Origin of the sequence: Bradyrhizobium sp. LTSP857 (assembly GCF_000938285.1) — a bacterium.
GTDB lineage: Bacteria > Pseudomonadota > Alphaproteobacteria > Rhizobiales > Xanthobacteraceae > Bradyrhizobium.
Genome location: NZ_JYMS01000035.1, coordinates 24,856 through 46,554, shown reverse-complemented (window position 1 = coordinate 46,554; position 21,699 = coordinate 24,856). Strand labels below are relative to the sequence as shown.

Below are 21,699 nucleotides of genomic sequence, written 5' to 3'. Positions count from 1 at the left end.
CCTTGGCCCGCCGTCACAGCGTTTGCAGGAAATCAACGATCGCGCTGATCTCCTGGTCGGTCAAAAGCCGGTTACGGCCGAACGGCGGCATCATGGTCTGCGGATTGCGCTTGGTCTCGTCGAACAGGATTGCGACCAGCTCGTTGCGGTCGGGATATTTCGTCTTGATGTCCTTCAGCTCCGGCCCGATCGTTCCCGGCAGATCGCCGCCCCTAATGACGTGGCAGGTCAGGCAATTGCCCTTGCCGCGGTCGAAGGCCAGCTTCTCGCCGTCGGCCACGGTGGATTGCGCCCGCGCCGGGCTCGCGGCAAAGCCGGTGAGGGCGACCAGCGTGAGGAGCAGGGCGGGCTTGCAAGGAAAGGCGGTCAAGGCGTCGTCCTGAAGCATTACGTGTGCGAAAAGATAGTGCTCAAAAGCACAACCGGCATGTCCTGACAATCAAGACTATGCAGGCTGCAAAATGGAGTTAATATCTCCCGCATTGCAACTGAAGAGCTAGTTCGTTCGTAAAGTCGGTTGGGGCCAGTTAATTTTTCGGGGCGTTTGGCCCGGATCGCGTTTTCGTCTGCATTTTCATTTTCCGGGGACTTCAATTGGCTGAATATGTCGTCGAATTTGGCAGGGACGGCGGTCGGGTCGAATCCGACGGCCGGCTCGATGCGCCAGCCTTTCATCGCAATCACGAGCCGCTCTGGGCGGCGCTTGAAAAGCACCTCGCCGGGCGTTCGGGCGACGTGGTCGAGGTCGGCAGCGGAACCGGCCAGCACGTGGTCCATTTCGCCCGCCATACGCCCGAGCTCGTCTGGTGGCCCAGCGACCTCAACCAGCGGCACGTGAAGAGCATTGAGGCCTGGCGCGTGCATTCGGGCCTTACAAACATCCGCGCGCCCTTGCGGATCGATCTCTCCGATCCTGATTGGTGCCCGGAGTTGAAGAGCGGGAAGGGGCCGACGAACCTCGCAGCCGTGTTCTGTGCCAATGTCATCCACATTGCGCCCTGGGCCGTGGCCGAGGGCCTGTTCGCCGGCGCGGGCCGTTATCTGCGCGCCGACGGCAAGCTGTTTCTCTATGGCCCGTTCAAGCGCGGCGGCAAGCACACCGCGCTCAGCAACGCCGTGTTCGACACGTCTCTGCGTGAAGGCAATCCCGATTGGGGCGTGCGCGATGTCAGCGACGTCGAGACGCTGGCGCGCGGCGTGGGGCTTGGCCTCGTCGATGCGGTCGACATGCCCGCCAACAATCTGACGCTGGTGTTTTCGCGCTCGTAAGATGCGAGGCCGTCAGGCCTCGCCGTCGCGCCAGCCGATCTTATCCTTGGGGAATTGATAACCCAGCACCTCGAAGCCGGCGCGCTCCTTGTTGTCCTTGCCGTAGCCGTGGCCGCCGGCTTCCGGCTCGTAGAACCAGGCCTCGTAGCCCATCGCCTGGAGCTTTGCCGCCATCTTGCGCGCATGACCGGGATGAACGCGGTCGTCGCGCCGCGTGGTGGCGATCAGGATCGGCGGATAGGGCTGGCCGGGTTTTGCGGTGTGATAGGCGGAGTAGGTCTTCAGCCAGTCCCACTCCTCCGGCTTGTCGGGATCGCCATATTCGGCGATCCAGCTCGCGCCCGCGAGCAGTTTTGTGTAGCGGCGCATGTCGATCAGCGGGATCGTGCAGAACAGCGCGCCGAAGCGTTCGGGATAGCGTACAAGCATGTTGGTGATGAGGATGCCGCCGTTCGACCCGCCCTGTGCCGCGATACGCTTCGCTTGCGTGACGCCACGGCGGACAAGATCGGCGGCAACGGCCGCGAAATCGTCATGCGACAATTTCTTGCCGGCGAGCCGGCCGGCATCGTGCCAGCGCGTGCCGAACTCGCCGCCACCGCGCAAATTCGCCTGCACGATGGTGCCGCCGCGCTCCAGCCAGAGCTTGCCGAGTGATGCATTGTAGTGCGGCTTCACCGCGAGCCCGAAGCCGCCATAGGCGCTCATATAGACCGGCGCATCACCGGTCTCGGTCGCGGGACCGGTCTGCACATAGGGAATGCGCTCGCCGTCGATCGAGATGGCTTCGTGCTGGGTGATGATCAGGCCAGCGGCGGTGAACGTCTTCGGCGCCTGCTTCAGCACCGTCGGGCTTTCGACGCCGCGCTCGATCAAGAGCAGCGACGGCGGCGTGAGCGGATCCTGCACATTGGCGAGCAGGTCGCCATTGCTCTCGGACGAATGGCGATCGAACGGCCAGACATCGACGACGCCGATCTGGGGAAGACCGCCAAGTGTCTCACGGCTCCAGCCGGTGACAGATGGCGTGCAGATCTCGAATCGCGGCTTGAGCTCGTCGAGGATCGACAGCACCAGCCTGCCTGCGGTCCAGAAGAAACCCTGCAACGCGCGCCGCGGCCCGGGCTCGAACAGCAGCGTGAAGTCACGGCTGCCGGCGAGGAATGCCGAGAGCGAAATGCCGAGCACGGCATCAGCGGCATAGGTTCGGCCTTCGACCGGCCAGTCTGCGCGCAGCTTCATCGCAAACCAGTCGCCATGCGCCTGCATCCAGATGCCGGTCGGCAGGTCGAGCTTTGTGGTGGTGCCGGCTTCATCGCGCAGCCAGATGCCGTAGTTGAAGAAGTCGATCTGGTCGATGATCCAGGCGCGTAGAGTTGCGCCGGTATCATCGACGCTGCCAAAGATCCCCATATGGTCGGCCGTGGTCTCGAGGATCGTTTGCGCCCGATCCACGCGCTCGCCGCGCCGCCACAGGCGAACGGTCCTCGCATATCCCGAGCTCGTCACCATGCCGTCGCCATACGCGCTGGACAGCAGCAGCGTGTCCGGATCGAGCCAATCGACGCCGCCCTTGGCTTCCGGCAGCGCGAAGCCGTCAACAACGAAACTCTTTGTGTCGGCATCGAATTCCCGCAAGGTGACGGCGTCGCTGCCGCCGCGCGAGAAGCTCAGGATGGCCCGCGAGCTTCCAGGCATCGAGCTGATCGAGCTCAGCAGCCAGTCTTCGCCCTCGCTCGCCGCAAGCTGGTCGACATCCAGCACGATCTCCCACGCCGGATGGGGCTTGCGAAACTCAGCGAGCGTAGTCCGCCGCCACAGGCCGCGCGGGTTGGTGGCGTCTTTCCAGAGATTGTGCAGATACCCCCCGCGCCGGCCGACATAGGGGATGTTGTCCGGCCGGTCGTAGATCGCCGCGAGCGTATCGCGGTCGCGCTCGAACGCCGCGCCGCCGAATGCTTGCAGCGTCAGCCGATTCTGCTTCTCGACGAAATCAAGCGCGCGGGCGCCTTCGATCTCCTCAAGCCAGAGCCAGGGATCGTCGTCGGGCTTGCTCAGCGTAGGCCTGTCGTCGATGGACATGATGCAAACTCCTGGAGATCGCGGCGGATAGGATTTGATCGAGCGCAAGCCGTCAAGAGCGCGGCCCGGTATCATCCGTCCGATTGCGTCAGAGGCATGGCCTGCGCCCGTTTGCGCCGGTTGCCCGGCCCTGTCCATCCCTCCATAGTGCCGGGAATCAACAGAGCCCTCTCAAAGTCCCTCGGGCGGAAGTGCCGATGCTAGACGTGACCTCAGCCGCCGAAATCACCGACGACGCCCGCGTGCGTACCAATGTGGTGCGCCTTGCCGCAGCCCAGGCGCTGACCGGCGCAAACTCGGCGGTGATCTTTGCCACCGGCGCGATCGTCGGCGCCACGCTTGCGCCGGACATGTCGTTCGCGACCGTGCCGATCTCGATGTATGTGGTGGGCCTTGCCGCCGGCACGCTGCCGACCGGCGCGATCTCGCGCCGCTTCGGCCGCCGCGCCGCCTTCATCGTCGGCACGGGGTGCGGCACGCTCACCGGCCTGCTCGGCTCGTTCGCGATCCTGCACGCCTCGTTCGCGCTGTTTTGCGTCGCGACCTTCCTCGGCGGCCTCTATGGCGCTGTGGCGCAATCCTATCGCTTCGCCGCCGCCGATGGCGCCAGCGCGGCGTACCGGCCCAAGGCGGTGTCGTGGGTGATGGCCGGCGGCGTGTTCGCCGGCGTGCTCGGTCCGCAGCTCGTGCAATGGACCATGGACGTCTGGTCGCCTTATCTGTTCGCCTTCAGCTTCCTGGTGCAGGCCGCGGTGGCGTTGGTCGCGATGGGCATCGTCGCCGGCGTCGACATGCCGAAGCCGGCCGCGGCCGATCTCCATGGCGGGCGGCCGCTGCTGACGATCGTGAGCCAGCCGCGCTTTATCGCGGCCGCTTTGTGTGGCGTCATCGCCTATCCCATGATGAATCTGGTGATGACCTCGGCACCGCTCGCGATGAAGCTCTGCGGGCTAAGCCTCAGCGATTCCAATTTCGGCATTCAATGGCATATCGTCGCGATGTACGGGCCGAGCTTCTTCACGGGCGCGCTGATCGCCCGCTTCGGTGCGCCCAGAATCGTCGCTGCCGGTCTGCTGCTGGAAGCCGGTGCCGCAACCATCGGTCTCTCCGGCATCACCGCGATGCACTTCTGGGCCACGCTGATCGTGCTCGGAATCGGCTGGAACTTCTCCTTCATCGGCGCCTCCGCGCTGGTGCTGGAGACGCACCGGCCGCAGGAGCGCAACAAGGTGCAGGCGTTCAACGATTTCCTGGTGTTCGGGATGATGGCGATCGGCTCGTTCTCCTCCGGGCAATTGCTCGCCAATTACGGCTGGTCCGCGGTGAACATGGTGGTGTTCCCGCCAGTGCTGCTCGGTCTCGCGGTTCTCTCGCTCGCCTCTTTCGCTCGCCGTCGTAGGGCGCGGCTGGAGGCGGCCATGGGCGAATTCCCGGACGCGATCTGACGCATGATCCGGAAAAGTGCGTAGCGGTTTTCCGAAGATCATGCTCAATAAGTTGGCAGGAGGCTGTCAGCAACGTTGATACTTCGATCGCTGTCGAAGTGATTTTCTGCTCCCTCATCGCTACATGATGGTCGTCATGGACAGAAGATCACAACGCGGGGGAAACGAAGGAGAAGCGCAAATGCTCGACAATCCCCGGCACACCTTGCGAATCGACGAATCCTCGCTCGGCTACGAAGGCTGGCGCATCGTTGCGGTCTGCTTCCTGCTCGCGACCTTCGGCTGGGGGCTCGGTTTCTACGGCCAGAGCGTCTATGTCGCCGAGCTACAGCGCGCGCGGGGCTGGCCGACCTCGCTGATCTCGTCGGGCACCACCTTCTTCTATCTGTTCGGCGCGCTGCTGGTCGTCTTCGTCGGCGAGGCCGTCAGGAAATATGGCCCGCGCATCTGCCTGATCGCCGGCACGTTGGCGATGGCCGCCGCCGCGGTCGCGATCGGCGCCGTGCGCGAGCCCTGGCAGCTTTATCTCGCCGATGCCGTGCTCGCCTTCGGCTGGGCCGGCACCAGCCTCGCCATGATCACCAACACGATCAGCCTGTGGTTCGACCAGAAGCGCGGCATGGCGATCAGCCTGGCGCTGAACGGCGCCAGCTTTGGCGGCATCGTCGGCGTGCCGTTGCTGGTGGTGATGATCAGCCATATCGGCTTCGGAAACGCGATGTTCGCCACCTCCGGCGCCATGCTGGTGCTGCTCGTGCCGGTGATCCTGCTTGTCGTCGGCCGGCCGCCTGATCTCCACGGCTGGCACGGGGCGGCGAAGGTGAAGCCGCAATCATCGGCCGAAATTCGCAAGCACGCGCTGCGCGACGTCGGCTTCCTCACCGTGACGATTGCCTTTGCTTTGGTGCTGTTCGCCCAGGTCGGCTTCATCGTGCACCTGATCTCGTTCCTCGATCCCATCATCGGGCGCGAGCGCGCGGCCGTTGCGGTCGCGGTGCTGACGGCGATGGCGGTGATCGGCCGGGTGCTGTTCTCGATGGTGATCGACCGCCTCAACCAGCGGCTGGCCTCCGCGCTGTCGTTCCTGAGCCAGGCCGCGGCGCTTTGCGTCGTCATCAATCTGCACAACGACTATGTGCTGATCGCGGCCTGCGCGGTGTTCGGCTTCTCGGTCGGCAATCTCATCACGATGCCGTCGCTGATCGTGCAGCGGGAATTCGATTCCGCCTCGTTCGGCGTGCTGATCAGCCTGAACACGGCGATCAACCAGGTGACGTATGCGTTCGGCCCGGGTGTGGTCGGGTTCTTGCGTGATTGGTCCGGCGGGTACGCGCTGCCGTTCTATCTGTGTATTGCGCTGGAGGTGATGGCTGCGGCATTGATCATGGTGCGGGGCTCGCCGAAAGCAAAGCTCTCGTAGGGTGGGCAAAGGCGCGCAGCGCCGTGCCCACCATCTCACGGTCCACTCGTGTGGAAAGATTGGTGGGCACGCTTCGCTTTGCCCACCCTACGGCGTCACACCTCCCGCTGCTTCAGCAACCCCTCAACATCCAGCCGCTTCGTGATCATCGCCAGCTTCCCATCCGGCCCGAACGGCCATTGCTCCCTCGGCTTGTCCCAATAAAGCTCCACGCCATTCTCATCCGGATCGCGCAAATACAGCGCCTCGGACACGCCATGGTCGCTCGCACCATCCAGCGCAATGCCGGCCGAGAGCACGCGATGCAACGCATCCCCGAGCGCGGGGCGCGTCGGATAGAGGATTGCGGTGTGAAACAGCCCGGTCGTGCCGGGCGGCGGCGGCGAGCCGCCCTTGCTCTCCCAGGTGTTGAGCCCGATGTGGTGATGATAGCCGCCGGCCGAGATGAAGGCCGCACCGGAGCCCATGCGCTGCATCAGCTCGAAGCCGAGCACGCCGCAATAGAAGCCCAGCGCACGATCGAGATCGGCGACCTTGAGGTGGACGTGACCTATTCGGGTGCCGGCGTTGACGGCTGAGGTCTGCGACATGAGAGTGCTCCGTTACTCAACCCCACATAAGCCGGGCCTCGGGACAGCGCCACTGGCCTATCCCGAAACCCAGCGTTTCCGGATGCGAAACTAAGAGAGCTCCGGCACCTCGCCCTCCGGCAGCTCGAACTCGAACGTGTTCAGCGTCATCGAGACCATCGTGTAATAGCCGCACAGCCCGATGACCTCGACGACGCCGCGTTCGCTAAGAATCTTGACCGCCTCGTCATAGAGACCCTTCTCTACGCCGTGGCCCTCATGCAGCGACTTCGCGACGTCGTAGATCATCTTGCCCTTGGGATCGTCGAAGTCCGGCGTGCGGCGGTCGCGGATCGCGTCGATGATCTCCACCTTCATGCCGCCCGCAAGCGCGAGACGCTTGTGCGCATACCATTCGTAATGTGCGGTCCAGTGCCGCGCCGTCACCAGGATCGCGATCTCCGAGAGTTTTGCAGGAAATATCGTGTCGTAGCGCAGGACCTCGCCGAGCCGCGTGGCGTGACGGGCCATGTCGGGGCTGTTGAGCCAGGCCATCATCGGCGCCGGCGGCTTGCCGCGCTTGCCGGCAATCGACTCGTCATAGGTCTGCCGCTGGCTCTCGTTCATTTCGCCAGGCGAAAGAAGTTTCAGGCGCATTCTCGTTTCCTCTTTGTTTTCAAGCCTCGCCGTGGCGGCGACTATAGCCGAATGCCGCTCGGGATGTGCAGCACGGAAGTGGTTGAATTCCACGAAGCGATGGCCCAGAGTCTGTGGCAATAAGTCGATTTTGATTGATGGAAACGACCAATGACCGACTCTAAGACCGCCGACACTGAGACGGCCGATCTCGAAACATTCCGCGAGCAAACGCGCGCCTGGCTGGAGGCCAACTGTCCGCCGGAAATGCGCAAGCCTGCAACCTCCGACGCCGACGTGTTCTGGGGCGGACGCACTACGAAATTCGCGTCCGAGCCGCAGCGCGTCTGGTTCGAGCGCATGCGCGACAAGGGCTGGACCGTGCCCGACTGGCCGAAGGAATATGGCGGTGGCGGCCTGAGCGCAGCTGAACACAAAGTGCTGCGCGCGGAGATGGCGAAGATCGGCGCGCGGCCGCCGCTGTCGAGCTTCGGCATCTGGATGCTCGGACCGGCGTTGTTAAAGTACGGCAACGAGGCGCAGAAGAAGGAGCACCTGCCGAAGATCGCAGCGGGCCTGATCCGCTGGTGCCAGGGTTATTCCGAGCCGAACGCCGGCTCCGATCTCGCCTCGCTCCAGACCCGTGCGGAGAGTGACGGCGATGATTTCGTCATCACGGGGTCGAAGATCTGGACGTCCTACGCCAACTACGCCGACTGGATCTTCTGTCTGGTGCGCACCGATGGCGCCGCGAAGAAGCACGACGGCATCAGCTTCATCCTGTTCGACATGACCTCGAAAGGCGTCACGACCAAGCCGATCCTCTTGATCTCCGGCTATTCGCCGTTCTGCGAGACCTTCTTCGATGGCGTCCGCGTGCCGAAATCGCATGTGGTCGGCACCGTCAATCGCGGCTGGGATGTCGCGAAATATCTGCTCCAGCACGAGCGGGCGATGATTTCGGGCATGGGCGAGCGCGGTGTCGGCCGGCCGCTCGGCCAGATCGCGGCGGATTCGGTCGGGGCCGATGCGCAAGGGCGGCTCGATGATTCGATGTTGCGCGGCAGGATCGCCAGCTTCGACGTCGATGAAGCCGCACTCGCAGCTTGCGCCGAACGCGCCGTCGATCTCGCCAAGGCGGGACAAGCTCATCCGGCGTTCTCGTCGGCGATGAAATATTACGGCACCGAGCTCAACAAGCGCCGCTACGAGATCCTGATGTCGGCCGGCGGGGTTGACGCGCTGGAATGGGAAAGCGAGCGCTCCAGGCAAGGCGCCCGTCCGCGTGCCTGGCTGCGCACCAAGGCCAACTCGATCGAGGGCGGCACGACGGAGGTGATGCTCGGCATCGTCGCCAAGCGCATCCTCGATCTGCCTGGCGCCTAGCTGCGCTGTCATTCCGGGGCGCGACGAAGTCGCGAGCCCGGAATCCATAACCACGAATCGGGATTATGGATTCCGGGCCTGCGCCTAACGGCGCATCCCGGAATGACGAACCAAAAAATAGACTTCGAATCGGAAACACGCACATGGCCCTCGTCCTCACCGAAGAACAATCGATGCTCCGCGACAGCGCGCGCGGGCTGATCAGCGACAAGGCGCCGGTGTCGCATCTGCGGCAACTGCGCGACGCCAAGGATCCCACCGGCTTCTCCAAGGAGTTTTGGCACTCCTTTGCCGAGATGGGCTTTGCCGGCCTCCTAGTGCCGGACGAGTTCGGCGGCAGCGGTCTTGGCTTCGTCGAGGCCGGCATCATCATGGAAGAGATCGGCCGCACCTTGATGCCGTCGCCGTTCTTCGCCACCAGCGTGGTCGCGGCCTCGGCGCTGACCCGTGGCGGCAATGCCGCGCAGAAGTCGGAGTACCTGCCGAAGATCTCCAACGGCTCGCTGCTCGCGACGCTCGCGATCGACGAGGGCGCAAAACATCGCCCGCTCCAGACCAGCCTCCAGGCCGTGCGTGCCGGCAACGGTTTCAAGCTCTCCGGCGCCAAGGCGCTGGTGGTCGATGGCCATGTCGCCGACCTCTTCATCGTCGCCGCGCGTACCGCGGGCTCGGCCGGCGAACGCGATGGGTTGACGCTGTTCCTGGTCAACCCCAAGGCCAAGGGCGTTGCGATCGAGCGCACCATCATGGTCGACGCGCATAATGCGGCGCGCATCGAGCTCGCCAATGTCGAGGTCAATGCCGACAGCGTGCTCGGCGAGGTCGATCAGGGTGCCGCCTTGCTCGACGGCGTGCTCGACATCGGTCGCGGCGCGGTCGCCTCCGAAATGGTGGGCTTGAGCGAAGAGGTGTTCAACCGCACCATCGAGTACCTCAAGAGCCGCAAGCAGTTCGGCAAGCTGATCGGCGAATTCCAGGCGCTCCAGCACCGTGCCGCCGAACTCTATGTCGACATCGAGATCACCCGCGCCGCCGTGATGAAGGCGCTCCAGGCGCTGGATGGCGATGTTGCCAAGGCCGCCTCAGCCGTCGCAGTTGCCAAAGCCCGCGCCGGCACCACCGCCACCCGCGCGGTGCAGGAAGGCGTGCAGATGCATGGCGGCATGGGCATGACCGACCAGTTCGACATCGGCTTCTTCATGAAGCGCGCGCGGGTGTGCGAGGAGCTGTTTGGTGATGCGAATTATCACACCGAGCAACTTGCGCGGGCGCGGGGGTATTGAGCTGAGACGCGAAGGGCGCGCCTCACGCGCGGTGTCGTCGCCCGGCTTGACCGGGCGACCCAGTACGCCGCGGCCTCTCGATTCGTCACAGTCGTCTCTGGAATACTGGATCGCCCGCTTTCGCGGGCGATGACAGTTGAGAGAATGGAAAGCGCCTGCCCCAAGCTTACGGCGGGAAGGCCCCCTTACCTAATCGGCGGCGCGTACTGCACGCCACCGGCGTTCCACAGCTGGTTCATGCCGCGCGGGATCTTCAGCTTGGATTTCTCGCCGATATTGCGCTCATACATCTCGCCGTAATTGCCGACGTGGCGGATGATGCGGACGACCCAGTCCTTGGTGAGGCCGAGCTGCTCGCCGTAATTGCCTTCGGTGCCGACCAGCCGCATCACTTCCGGCTTCTTCGACTTCAGGGCTTCGTCGATGTTCTCCGAGGAGACGCCGAGCTCCTCGGCGTTGATCATCGCATAGAGCGTCCACTTCACGATCATCATCCAGTCGTCGTCGCGCTGGCGCACCACGGGGGCGAGCGGCTCCTTGGAGATCATGTCCGGCAGGATCATGTGGTCGCCGGGCTTGCCCATGTTCAGCCGCAGCGCATAGAGCTGGGAGACGTCGGCAGTGAGCGTGTCGCATTTGCCGGTGTCGTAGGCCTTGACCACGTCCTCCAGCTTGTCGAACTTGATCTCTTCATACTTCATGTTGTTGGCACGGAAGTAGTCGGCGAGGTTGAGCAGCGTCGTGGTGCCCGATTGCACGCAGACCTTGCTGCCGTTCAGATCCAGCGCAGTCTCCTTGTTGCGCGCGCGCGGCACCATAAAACCTTCGCCGTCGTAATAGGCGACCGCCGGGAAATAGAGGTCATAGTCGAGCTCGCGCGCCATGCTCCAGGTCGAGTTGCGGGAGAGGATGTCGACCTTGCGGCTCTGCAATTCCTTGAAGCGTTCGCTGGCGTCGAGCGGCACGAACCGCGCCTTGTTCGGATCGTCGAAGATCGCCGAGGCCACCGCGCGGCAGAAATCGACGTCGAAGCCGCTCCAATTGCCCTTGTCGTCGGGGATCGAGAAGCCCGGCAGGCCCTTGTTGACGCCGCACAGCACCTCGCCGCGGCGCACGGTGCGCTTCAGCGTGCGGGTGTCATAGAACTCGTAAGTGATGGCCAAGGCGGCGACCAGCACGGCGACCGCGAGCCCGATCAGCAGGCCGCCTCGAAATGTGCGCATCATGTTGCTCTCTCGAAATAATCGGGAAAAGGAATTTGGAGGAGGGCGGAGAGCATGATCCGGAAAAGTGTGAAGCGGTTTTCCGAAAAGATCATGCTCAAACGATAGGCTTTAGAGTTCAGGCTTCTGCCTGATGACCACCTTGGTCCCGACCGGGACGCGACCGTAGAGATCGGCGACGTCATTGTTGACGAGACGGAAGCAGCCCGAGGACACCTTGGTGCCGATCGTGTCGGGACGGTTGGTGCCATGGATGCGGTAGACGGTGGTGCCGAGATACATGGCGCGGGCGCCGAGCGGATTGCCGGGGCCGCCGGCCATGAAGCGCGGCAGATAGGGCTGGCGCTGGATCATCTCCGGCGGCGGCGTCCAGTCCGGCCATTCCTTCTTGTTGGTGATGTTCACCAGCCCCTGCCACTGGAAGCCGTCGCGGCCGACACCGATGCCATAGCGGATCGCGCGTCCGCCGGGCTGCACCAGATAGAGGTGGCGCTCGGTGGTCGAGATGATGATGGTGCCCGGTGTTTCGGTCGTGCGGTAGTACACGACCTGCTTCTGCCACTCCGGATCGAGCTCGTAACTGTCGTCGGCGACCAGGCCGGGCTCGTCGCCGCGGTCAGGCTGCTGGGCGAAGGCGTGCGGCGCGGACAGGATCAGGCCAATCGCAGCCAAAAACGCCCCGGTCAGGCGACGAAAATCCGTCATTTCAAGCTCTCCCCGCTGCCACAGCGCAAATCGTTAGGAACCATCTGAACTCAGGGGCAGCTTCGTGGCAAGTTGATGGCGCGCCCGGCTGGTATGTCACGAGAATGCTTTGGTTTTTTGACGGGGCCCGGCCATGCCACAAACAAGGGATGGAGCGAAAAGCAGCGAGCTGGGCTCGCTGCGCTCCCTCCCCCGCTTGCGGGGGAGGGTCGGGGAGAGGCTGCTTCCACAATAAACGCTCCCCAAGAGGATAGAACCCTCACCCGGCGCTACGCGCCGACCTCTGCCGCAAGCGGGAGAGGCTCAGACCGGCCTCGCGGCGAGATCAACTTCGCCAATTGGCACTAGATGCCAGCTAGATCTGGTTGTTCTCCGGCGCGATCCCGAGCCGCCGGACGATCTCAGCCCCCACGGCGCGGGCCTCAAGCCTCGAGCCGATACGGGGGCTGCGAAACCGGTGCCCGGACTGCAATCGGATCACGACGATGCAGTGCTCGTCCTCGGACCGGCCGCGCCGCTCGACCGTGATCGCCTTGACGTCGCGCCCTTCGATGTGGTCCGCGCGCGGCGTGCCGTCGCCCCACAGGCGTTCGACGTGAATATCGCCTTGCCGGATGATCCAGAAGGCGCCGGTCACGAGGTTGGCGTATCTGTGAACCGCAAACGCGGCGATTGCGCCAAGCGGAAGCAGCATGATGTCGACCAGGCTGGGCGGCAGACCGCGCCAGAGCCTGTAGGCGTAGGGTGCGGCGCTCAGTGCGACGACGATCAATGCCGCGATCCGGATGTCCCTGACGGAAAACGGCTCGACGGGTTCGCCGAGATGCATCTCGGGATTGCTGGCATCGAGTGGATTGACGGGCGCGTCGACATCGGGAACGTCGAATTGCGCGGCGATCCGGGCAACAGTTTCGCGGACATGCGTGACGTCGGAGATCGGCGGCGACGTCAGGCGCTCCCCGGACGCCAGCGTGAAGGCCAGTTGGAAACGGGCCTTTGCGGTCTTGCCGCCGGGAACCTGTAGCCCTGTGATGTCGTCTCTCGTGACGATCCTGGTGCGGAGCCGCCCGAACGGACGTTGCTGCCCGATCAGAATCTCATCCGGCGTGATGATCCAAACCACCGCCGGCGCCAGCATGACGGCGCCGACGAACACCGCTCCCAGCAGCAGCGCGACCACGGAGATGATCACTTCCAGGGTCTCGTGCGTGAACAGGCCCGGTGTAAAGCAAAGCGCAACGGCTGCCGCAAAGCCAGCCATGACCAGCCGCTGCGCGATCGAGGCGCCTTCACGAAGGCGAATGTCGTTGCTGGTGGTCGCGTCGTCCATTGCGGGCGGCTGATTGCGTCGGCCGCGAACCTCCACGGACGGGTCCGTGGAGTCAAGCGACATCGCAAGCCGCCGTATGCGACATCAGCTGCTGGCGTTCAGCAGCTTTGCCACCGTGCGGTCGATCTCGTCGTAGCGGCCTTCGCCTTCGTGCTGGAAGACGATCTTGCCGTTCTGGTCGATGATGTACTGCGCCGGCCAATACTGGTTGCGATAGGCGTTCCAGGTCGCGGAATCGTTATCCTGCGCGACCGGATAGGTGATGCCGTGGCGCTTCAGCGCGGCCTGCACGTTGGAGGCCGAACGCTCGAACGGGAATTCCGGCGTGTGCACGCCGACCACGACGAGGCCCTTGTCTTTGTACTTGGCATAGAGGTCGGTGACATGCGGCAGCGTGTTGACGCAGTTGACGCAGCCATAGGTCCAGAAGTCGACCAGCACGACCTTGCCGCGCAAATCGGCGATGTTGAGCGGTTTCGAGTTGAACCAGTTGCTGATGCCGGCGAAGTCGGGCGCGGTCCCTTGGGCAGCGGCCGCGACATTGATCGGCGCGGCTCGCGAAGCTTCATCGCAGATGCCGGGGATGGCGGCGCCGGTCACGGCGAAGCCGATCAGTGCGGCGGCCACAGTGAGCAGTTTGAAAGTCATGGAAGCGTCCTCCGTTGAGTTTTTGCGGTGATCACAGGCCGATCTGGCCGGTGGGGTAGAATCCGGTGAGCCACGCCACGATCAGCGTGTCGTATTGGAAGTAGGCGGCGACCGCGAAGGCGATCACGACCACGCCAAAGCCGTGCTGGAGCCGCGGCGAGATGCGCGCGAGGCTGCGCACGCGCGTGGTCGCGGCCTGTCCGCCATAGGCGATGGCCAGCATCGGGATCGCTGCGCCGATCGCGTAGGCGATCAAGAGCGTGCCGGCCCAGGTCGCGTTCTTCGTCGTCGCGACCAGCGTCAGGATCGAGCCGAGCACGGGGCCGGCACAGGGCGTCCAGACCAGGCCGAGCGTGGTGCCGAGCAGGAGACCGCCGAGCGCGCCCTCGCGCTGGGGGCCGCTCGCCGCACCAAGATCGAGCCAGCCGTTGAGCCGGATCGACAGCCATTCGAACGGCGCCGGCCACAGCATCAGCAGGCCAAAGCCGAGCAGCAGGATCGAAGCGGCCTCGCGCAGCACATTCGGATCGAAATTGAATGCCCGCGTGATCGCGCCGAGCAGCAGCGCGGTCGCCGAGAACGAAACGACGAAGCCGAGCGCGATCATCGCCGGCCGCAGATGCGAGCTGCGCCCGATCGAGGCGCCAAGCAGGATCGGCAGCATCGGCAACGTGCAGGGCGCGGCGATGGTGAGGATGCCGGCAAGGAGAGCGAAGGTGAGTTCCAGCATCGGGCCACTCGTGAAGGAGGTTACGAGGGCTGTTCGGGATGGATGCGCGGATCGTTACGTCACACGTTCGTGACTGAGCGGCTGTCTCGCGGAGGCGCAACTGCTGACTGCGTAGACGGTGCGCTCCCTCCCCCCTTGCGGGGGAGGGAATGAGAGAGTGTGCCCGCCTCACTCTGGCCGGTGGTGCGTGCCGCCCACCCCAAAATAAAAACGACCCGGCGAGGGGGCATCTCGCCGGGTCGTTGGAGGTCTTGGGAGGTTTAACGAAACCGTATGTGATCTTTATAGGGACGAAGTTTTTCCGCCTGATGTTGTGGTTTGTTTCAATTGTTTCGTCGGCGGTAACGCTTTCGTGTCCTGGAATAGGGCCGGAAATCAGGTCCTATCCCATTGAAATCCTTGGCCTTCAGGCGGCGAAACGGTCAACGCCGCAACCCTTAAGCAAATCGGCCAGCTGCTTGCGGGCATAGAACATCCGGGTCTTCACCGTGCTCTGGGGGATGCCGATGATCTGACCGACCTCTTCCACCGACTTCTCATGGTAGTAGACGAGGGTGATGATCTCGCGATGCGCGGGCGACAGCTTGGCGACGCAGGCGCGCAGGATGGCGCTGGTGTCGCTGCGGTCGAGCGAAGTCTCGGGCGTATCGCAACCATCCGGGATCTGGCGCACGTCTTCCTGATCGATGTCCTCGAAGCGGCGCTGGCGCATCGCGGTCAGCGCCTTGAAGCGGGCGATCGACAGCAGCCAGGTCGAGACCTGCGAGCGGCCCTGGAACTGGCCGGCGGTCCGCCACACGTCCAGGAACACCTGGCTGACCAGGTCTTCCGCCGTGGTGGCATCACGCACGATGCGCAGGATGAAGCGATAGACGCGCACATTGTGACGGCAATAAAGGATGTGCATGGACGTCCGGTTGCCGTCGGCAATGCTTTCCAGAAGCATGTCGTCCGAAGTCGCCTGAGCGGCGATGATGCTCTGGCTGGCCTGGGCGTTGATGGCGATGACGTTCGGCATTGACTTAGCTCCCCGTAGCGCCGCAACCGAGCGGCGTTTCCTTGGACCAAAGTGTTAATGAGCCAACGTTTCTGGACGTCTGCACGAAAAGGGGAAAATGGTTTCGTGCGCCACCAAATTGTTTCGTCGGAAAGGCCGCGACGAAACATTCGAGGTAAAAAGGCGTGTAATTTCAATGTACGGAAAATACGGGCTGACCCGATCCGCGTCGCTTGGAGCAGCCGGGAACGTATTTCCGGCTATTGCGTTCGGTGTCGCTTGACGCCCTGCGCCCTACGCCTTCTCGCCCGCCGGCGAGAACAGATAGCCGCCGCCGCGGATGGTGCGGATCACGGCGGGCTTTGTCGGATCGGGCTCGATCTTGCGGCGGATGCGCATGATGCGGAGGTCGACGGCGCGGTCGAACGCTTCGGCATCGCGCGCATTGGCCAATTCCAGCAGGCGCTCACGCGACAGCACGCGCTTCGGATTCGCCGCGAACACCTTGAGCAGGCCGAACTCGGAGGCGGTCAGCGGATGCTCGTTGCCCTCGTCGTCGCGTAACGCTTGCGCTTCGAGATCGAGCCATTTGGTGCCGAAGCGCACCAGCTGATCCTTGTCGGATTTCGCTGCCGCCGCTTCCGTCGCCGCGACCTTCACCGGCGTGCTCCGCCGCAGCACCGAGCGGATACGCGCCATCAATTCGCGCAGCTCGCACGGCTTTGCCACGTAATCGTCGGCGCCGAGCTCGAGGCCGACGACGCGATCGATCGGGCTCGCGGTCGCCGTGAGCATGATCACCGGCACGTTGATGCGGCTCTTGAGGTCGCGGATGATCGAGAGGCCGTCTTCCTCGGGCATGTTGAGGTCGAGCACGACGAGGTCGGGCATGCTGCCGTCGATCGCGGCGCGCAGCGACTTGCCGCCGTCGCACAGCGTCACGGTGAAGCCGTGCATCTTGAGGTAATCGCCGACCATCTCCCGGGCCGGCGCCTCGTCGTCGACGATCATGATGTGCTGGCTTTGTGTCATGGCGTTTCAGTCGCGGGCAGCGTGATGGTGAAGGTCGATCCCTTGCCGGGGCCGTCGCTGTCGGCGGTCACCCCGCCGCCATGCATGTCGATAATACGCTTGACGATGGAAAGCCCAAGTCCCGTCGAGCTCTCGCCCGCGGTCGGTTTGGCCGACAGCCGCTGGAACCGGCCGAACAGGCGGCCGAGATCCTCCGGCGACAGGCCGGCGCCCTCGTCGCTGACGCGGATGACGGTGTCGTTGGCCTCATGGGTGACCGCGACGGTGATCTTGCCGGCGATCGGTGAGTATTTGATGGCGTTGCTGATGAGGTTGTCGATCGCCTCGCGGATGCGGTCGGTGTCGCACATGGTGACGAAATTGGGCGGCGCCGTGACGCTGATCGCCTGCTGCTTGTTGACCGCCAGCGGCTGGTTGGCCTCGGCGACCTCCTTCACCAAAGCCGCGACGTCGACCGGCTCGCGGCGAATGGTGATGTCGAAGGCATCGGCCATCGCGTCCGAGATCAGATGGTCGACCATTGAGGTCAGCCGCTTGGTCGCATCACGGATGTGGTCGACCTGGGCGCTCACGCCGCTCGCGGACGCGCCGGTCGAGATCAGCTCCTTCAGCATCTCGGTACGGCCGAGGATGACGCCGAGCGGATTCTTCAAATCGTGCGCGACGGTGCCCAAAATCTCGTTCTTGAAGCCGTTGGCGCGCTGCAGCCGCAGCCATTGCGCCGAGAGGCGGCGGTTGGCCTGCATCAGCGCGCGGGTGCGTTGGGCGACGCGATCTTCCAACTGCGTGTTGGCGTCCTGAAGCTGCTGGTAGAGGATGACGTTGTCGAACGCGATCGAAAGCCGGCTGGAGAAGATCTCGACCAGCGAGCGGTCGGTCTCGGACAGCTCGCGCTCGGCCTGGAGCAGCACCACGACCTCGCGGCCAGAGCCGGTGCGCAAATAGATCACGCTGCGGTGGTCGGCGAATTCGTTCTTGCGGCCCTGGAAGGCGGCTTCCACCATTGCGCGCAGATCGGGGTCGAGGGCCTTCGACGAGGTCGTGCCGATGAAGCGGCTGTAGCAGCCGCTGCCGGCGAGCACCGAAAGCTCGGGATCGATGCCGCCATTGTCGCGCAAAACCAGTATACCGGCGCAGTCGACATTGAGCAGCGAAGCGAGCTGGGTCAGCACGCCCTCGGCGAGCCGCTGCATCGACTTGAAGTCGTACAGGGTGGAGGCGGCGTCGATGATGATCTCGAGCCCGCGCCGCGTCTGCACCATGCGCTCGAGCTGCTGATAGGAGCGCAGCGCCGCGGTCAGCGAGGTGAACAGCTTGTCGGCGGTGAGCTCGGTCTTGGCCTTGTAGTCGTTGATGTCGTACTGCACGATCACGCGCCGCTCCGGCGCCTGGCCGGGCTGTCCGGTGCGCAGGATGATACGCACGGTCTCGTTCTTGAGCTCGTTGCGGATGAATTCGACCAGCTCGAGGCCGGCGACGTCGGTTTCCATGATGACGTCGAGCAGCACCGCGGCGATGTCGCTGTGCGCGGCCATCAGCTTGCGGCCTTCCGCCGCGGAATGGGCGGAGAGGATCTCCAGGCCCAGGCCGTTGAGGCTGTAGTCGGACAGCGCGAAGCGGGTGCCGTCATGCACGGCCGGATCGTCGTCGATGACGGCGATCTTCCACTTCCGAGCGTCCGTATCCTCCGACGCAGTACCGGTATCGTCGATCAGGTGGAGGACATCGTCCTGTTCGGCCATTGAGAAGTCCCGTCAGTCTCTGTGCTTGGCGCGCCGCCCTTGGCGAGGCGGGGCATAATAATGCGAAAAGTGGTGCCTTGTCCCAGCTTGGATTCCAGCATCATACGGCCGCCGAGCTGCTGGGTGACAAGGTTATAGACGATATGCAGGCCAAGTCCCGTGCCGCCTTCATTGCGCCGGGTGGTAAAGAAAGGGTCAAACGCCTGGCGCTGCACGTCAGGGGTCATGCCGGCCCCGTCATCGGCGAAGATGATCTCGATGTCGTCGGCCCCGCGCTGCCGCGCCGAGATCGTGATGGTGCCGGTGCGGCCGTCGGCGAAGGCGTGGTTGGCGGCGTTGAGGAACAAATTGGTCAGGATCTGGCCATAGGAGCCGGGATAGCCGTCGAGCAGCAGCCCCTCGGGCACGTCGACCTGGAGCGTGATCAGCGAGCGCTTCAGCACGGGCCTCAGGCTCGCGATGATCTGGTCGGTGGCTTCGCTGAGTGAGAACTGCCGGCGCTCGGCATGGGAGCGGTCGACCGCGACCTGCTTGAACGACTGGATCAGCTCGCCGGCGCGCGTGAGGTTGGCGACAAGCTGCTGCGAGGCGTCGCGCGAGGCTTGCACGAATTCCTCCAGTTGCGAGCGGCGCAGGCCGCCGTCGCCCTTGAGCTGGGCCTCGAAGATCTCGCTGCGCCGGGCAAAACTCGAGGCAACGGTCAGGCTGATGCCGATCGGGTTGTTGACCTCATGCGCGACGCCGGCGACGAGGCCCCCCAGCGCTGCGAGCCGCTCGGCATCGATCAAATTCTGCTGTGCGGCGTTGAGCTCGAGCAGCGCGCTCTCGGCCTTTTCCTTGGAGGCGCGCAGTTCGTCCTCGGTCTCGCGCTTGGCGATGGCGTTCTCGCGGAACACTTCGACCGCGCGCGCCATGGCCCCGACCTCGTCGCGCGCCTTGGTGCCTTGCACCGCGCGGCCGAGATCGCCGAGCGTGATCGCGCGCATCGCCGCCATGATCTGCTGGAGCGGCAGCCGGATCGACAGCGCGATCAGCACGCCGGCGGTCAGGATGATGCCGAGGAAGATCACCGCGATCGACAGCACCCGCCGCGAAATATCCGCCAGCGTGCGGTCAAAAGTCTCCTGCGCCTTCTGCTCGCGCTGGCGCATCTTGATGGAGAGATCGTCGATGGCGCCGATCGCCTCGGCCTGGCTGGCGTCGATGGTGTTGCGCAGCAGCTCGGTGCGGCTCGCCAGTTGCTCGGAGAGTTTTGCAAAGCCTTCGCGCAGCGCCATGGTGCGGGATGAGAGCTTTTGCAGCGCCATGCGCTGGAGGTCGTTGTCCGCGAGATCGATCATCACCGGAATGGTTGTCTCGATCGTCTCGGTGTTGCGGCGTGCGTCGTCAGCCGCACCCGGCGACAGCGACAGATAATAGGAATTGGCCGCGACCAGCATTGCCGTGAAGGCCTCGCGCGACTTGCCGAGCGAGGGCCAGATCAGCGCGTCGCGGTGACCTGTGGCGCCTTCGATGATGGAATAGAGGCCCGCCATGTCCTTGGCCGGGCCCTGCACCTGCTCCTCATAGGTCTTGGCGATGGTCGCCTGGACAGCGCGCAGCTCGCCGAACCCGTTGAGGAAGCGGTCGGTGGTGCGCTCCAGCTCCTCGACCGAGCCCGCCAGCATCGGGTCCTTGGCGGCGCGGTCGGTCAGCGTGCCCAGCACGGCCTCGCGCAGCAGCAGGATCTCGGCGAACAGGTCCGGGCTCGGCTGGTTGATGTAGCGGTGGATCAGGTTCTGGAGCCGCCCGGTCTCGCTTTCGAGCAGCGCCAGGATCCGGTCGGACTCGCGCACCTGGCGCACGTCGTCCCAGGCCGAGCCCAGCACCTGCGCGCCGTTCCAGATCATCGCCACCAGCACGATCACCACGGCCGAGTTCAGCGCCGCGATCGACAGGATGCGCCAGCGGATCGGCACCGCCCGCAACACGCCGACCAGACGCGCGCGCAGCCGCCCGATCGGGCCGGGCGGCCTGTCTGCGTGCTCGCTGTGTCCGGGTGCAGCCAAGCAGCTTCACTCCACCTTGCGAATGCGTTCGATCAGTGCAGCCGCGGCGGGATCGCGCGCGGCCTTGGCGTAGATCGGAGCCATCGCGTCCTCGAACGGCTTGCGGTCGATATCCCTGACGATGGTGACACCCGCGGCCTCGGCCTTGAGCTGCGATTGCTCCTCGAGGTCGCGCCACTTCTCGCGCATGAAATTGCTTGAGCGCGCCGCGGCCTCCCTGAAGATCTGCTGGTCCTCGGCAGACAGGCTGCGCCAGGCCTTGAGCGAGATCACCAGCACCTCCGGGCTCATCGTGTGCTCGGTCAGCGCAAGGTAGCCGGCGTATTTGTAATGGTCTGTCGTCACGAAAGATGGCCAGTTGTTTTCGGCGCCGTCGATCAGATGGGTCGCAAGCCCCGTGAGCACCTGCCCATAGGGCAGCTCGACCGGCTCGGCGCCGAGCGCGCGGACCATCTCGCTCATCAACTCCGATTGCTGCACCCGGATCCGCAGGCCTTTGAGGTCGGCGACGCTCTTCACGGGCCGGACGCCGTTGTAGATCGAGCGGGCGCCGGAATCGTAGAAGGCGAGCCCGACAAAGCCGTAAGGCTCGAAGCTGCCGAGGATCTCGCTGCCGATCGGCCCGTCCAGCACCTTCTGCATGTGCTCGATGGACCGGAACAGGAACGGCATGGCCAGCACGTTCATCGCCGGAACGAAATTGCCGATCAGCGCCACATTGGTCCGGTTGAGGTCGATCGCGCCGGCGCGGGTCTGTTCGATCGTCTCCTTCTCCTCGCCGAGCTGGCGGGAGTGAAACACTTTGATCTCATGGCGGCCGCCGGTGCGCTCGGCGATCAGCGCGCCCATGTAGCGCAACGCCTGGACGGTCGGGTAATCCTCGGTCTGGGTGTCGGCGGCGCGGAATTCACGCGCAGCGGCGCCCGTCGCGCAGATGGCGAGCAGAAGCGCGACGAAAATCACCCCGGTCCGTGAGAGTTCGGCACGGTTTGGCACTGGCACACTCAACCCCTCGGAGATGGAGTCTATGGCGGGAGCAAAAGGTTCAATGCAATCTAGCAGATGGTAAAGGGAAGGCCATCCCGCCCCCGTCCCTTCGCGCGCTTGTGCGGCGCGACTGGCCCTCATTCCCGGTTGAAACCGCAGGTGCCGCG

Annotated in this window: 19 protein-coding genes; 5 read left to right on the top strand and 14 right to left on the bottom strand. The window is 64.4% G+C overall.

From position 1 onward, the window contains the following. Positions 1-13 precede the first annotated feature (13 nt). The gene (gene soxX / locus UP06_RS22575) at positions 14-370 is read right to left on the bottom strand and encodes a sulfur oxidation c-type cytochrome SoxX (RefSeq protein WP_082081559.1); all 357 of its coding nucleotides are present in this window, start codon (positions 368-370) and stop codon (positions 14-16) included. Positions 371-594: 224 nt separating this feature from the next. Here soxX and UP06_RS22570 point away from each other — a divergent pair, with 224 nt between their 5' ends. Further along, on the top strand, positions 595-1,269 hold the full coding sequence (locus tag UP06_RS22570; RefSeq protein WP_045005858.1) for a DUF938 domain-containing protein: 675 nt from the start codon (positions 595-597) through the stop codon (positions 1,267-1,269). Positions 1,270-1,281: 12 nt separating this feature from the next. Here the strand turns inward: UP06_RS22570 and UP06_RS22565 are convergent, their stop codons facing one another. Further along, positions 1,282-3,351: a prolyl oligopeptidase family serine peptidase gene (locus tag UP06_RS22565; RefSeq protein ID WP_045005857.1), complete on the bottom strand. Its 2,070-nt coding sequence runs from the start codon at positions 3,349-3,351 to the stop codon at positions 1,282-1,284. 197 nt (positions 3,352-3,548) lie between these two features. On the opposite strand from UP06_RS22565, the gene UP06_RS22560 reads away from it, so the two are divergent. Both UP06_RS22560 and UP06_RS22555 read left to right on the top strand, forming a co-directional pair. Then, entirely contained in the window at positions 3,549-4,796 is a 1,248-nt protein-coding gene (locus UP06_RS22560; RefSeq protein ID WP_045006020.1) for an MFS transporter, read from the top strand. A 181-nt stretch (positions 4,797-4,977) separates the two neighbouring features. After that, complete coding sequence (locus UP06_RS22555; RefSeq protein WP_045005856.1) at positions 4,978-6,216, top strand: MFS transporter; 1,239 nt, start codon at positions 4,978-4,980, stop codon at positions 6,214-6,216. A 95-nt stretch (positions 6,217-6,311) separates the two neighbouring features. On the opposite strand, the gene UP06_RS22550 is transcribed toward UP06_RS22555, so the two are convergent. Both UP06_RS22550 and UP06_RS22545 read right to left on the bottom strand, forming a co-directional pair. Then, the gene (locus UP06_RS22550) at positions 6,312-6,806 is read right to left on the bottom strand and encodes a VOC family protein (RefSeq protein ID WP_045005855.1); all 495 of its coding nucleotides are present in this window, start codon (positions 6,804-6,806) and stop codon (positions 6,312-6,314) included. A gap of 90 nt (positions 6,807-6,896) precedes the next feature. Further along, positions 6,897-7,442 carry a carboxymuconolactone decarboxylase family protein gene (locus UP06_RS22545; protein ID WP_045005854.1) on the bottom strand — a complete coding sequence of 182 codons (546 nt, stop codon included), beginning with the start codon at positions 7,440-7,442 and terminating at the stop codon, positions 6,897-6,899. A gap of 150 nt (positions 7,443-7,592) precedes the next feature. Here UP06_RS22545 and UP06_RS22540 point away from each other — a divergent pair, with 150 nt between their 5' ends. Further along, complete coding sequence (locus tag UP06_RS22540) at positions 7,593-8,807, top strand: acyl-CoA dehydrogenase family protein (protein ID WP_045005853.1); 1,215 nt, start codon at positions 7,593-7,595, stop codon at positions 8,805-8,807. Between the two features lie 143 nt (positions 8,808-8,950). Next, positions 8,951-10,090, top strand: coding sequence for an acyl-CoA dehydrogenase family protein (locus tag UP06_RS22535; RefSeq protein WP_045005852.1), 1,140 nt, complete (start codon positions 8,951-8,953; stop codon positions 10,088-10,090). A gap of 185 nt (positions 10,091-10,275) precedes the next feature. Here the strand turns inward: UP06_RS22535 and UP06_RS22530 are convergent, their stop codons facing one another. The 10 genes from UP06_RS22530 to UP06_RS22485 form a co-directional block, all read right to left on the bottom strand. Further along, positions 10,276-11,313, bottom strand: coding sequence for an amino acid ABC transporter substrate-binding protein (locus UP06_RS22530; protein ID WP_045006019.1), 1,038 nt, complete (start codon positions 11,311-11,313; stop codon positions 10,276-10,278). Positions 11,314-11,424: 111 nt separating this feature from the next. Beyond that, on the bottom strand, positions 11,425-12,018 hold the full coding sequence (locus tag UP06_RS22525; RefSeq protein WP_045005851.1) for a L,D-transpeptidase: 594 nt from the start codon (positions 12,016-12,018) through the stop codon (positions 11,425-11,427). A 355-nt stretch (positions 12,019-12,373) separates the two neighbouring features. Next, on the bottom strand, positions 12,374-13,348 hold the full coding sequence (locus UP06_RS22520; protein WP_045005850.1) for a hypothetical protein: 975 nt from the start codon (positions 13,346-13,348) through the stop codon (positions 12,374-12,376). 84 nt (positions 13,349-13,432) lie between these two features. Further along, positions 13,433-13,996 (bottom strand): thioredoxin family protein, encoded by a 564-nt coding sequence (locus UP06_RS22515; protein WP_045005849.1) that lies wholly within the window; start codon positions 13,994-13,996, stop codon positions 13,433-13,435. Between the two features lie 31 nt (positions 13,997-14,027). Continuing rightward, positions 14,028-14,726 carry a cytochrome c biogenesis CcdA family protein gene (locus UP06_RS22510; RefSeq protein WP_045005848.1) on the bottom strand — a complete coding sequence of 233 codons (699 nt, stop codon included), beginning with the start codon at positions 14,724-14,726 and terminating at the stop codon, positions 14,028-14,030. A 406-nt stretch (positions 14,727-15,132) separates the two neighbouring features. Next, complete coding sequence (locus UP06_RS22505) at positions 15,133-15,744, bottom strand: sigma-70 family RNA polymerase sigma factor (protein WP_045005847.1); 612 nt, start codon at positions 15,742-15,744, stop codon at positions 15,133-15,135. Positions 15,745-16,017: 273 nt separating this feature from the next. Further along, entirely contained in the window at positions 16,018-16,755 is a 738-nt protein-coding gene (locus UP06_RS22500) for a response regulator (protein ID WP_045005846.1), read from the bottom strand. Continuing rightward, positions 16,752-18,497 carry an ATP-binding response regulator gene (locus UP06_RS22495; protein ID WP_045005845.1) on the bottom strand — a complete coding sequence of 582 codons (1,746 nt, stop codon included), beginning with the start codon at positions 18,495-18,497 and terminating at the stop codon, positions 16,752-16,754. Before UP06_RS22495 ends, UP06_RS22500 begins: the two co-directional genes overlap by 4 nt. Beyond that, entirely contained in the window at positions 18,467-20,497 is a 2,031-nt protein-coding gene (locus tag UP06_RS22490; protein ID WP_045006018.1) for a sensor histidine kinase, read from the bottom strand. Before UP06_RS22490 ends, UP06_RS22495 begins: the two co-directional genes overlap by 31 nt. A gap of 54 nt (positions 20,498-20,551) precedes the next feature. Continuing rightward, positions 20,552-21,547: a TRAP transporter substrate-binding protein gene (locus UP06_RS22485; protein WP_045005844.1), complete on the bottom strand. Its 996-nt coding sequence runs from the start codon at positions 21,545-21,547 to the stop codon at positions 20,552-20,554. Between the last annotated feature and the right edge of the window lie 152 nt (positions 21,548-21,699).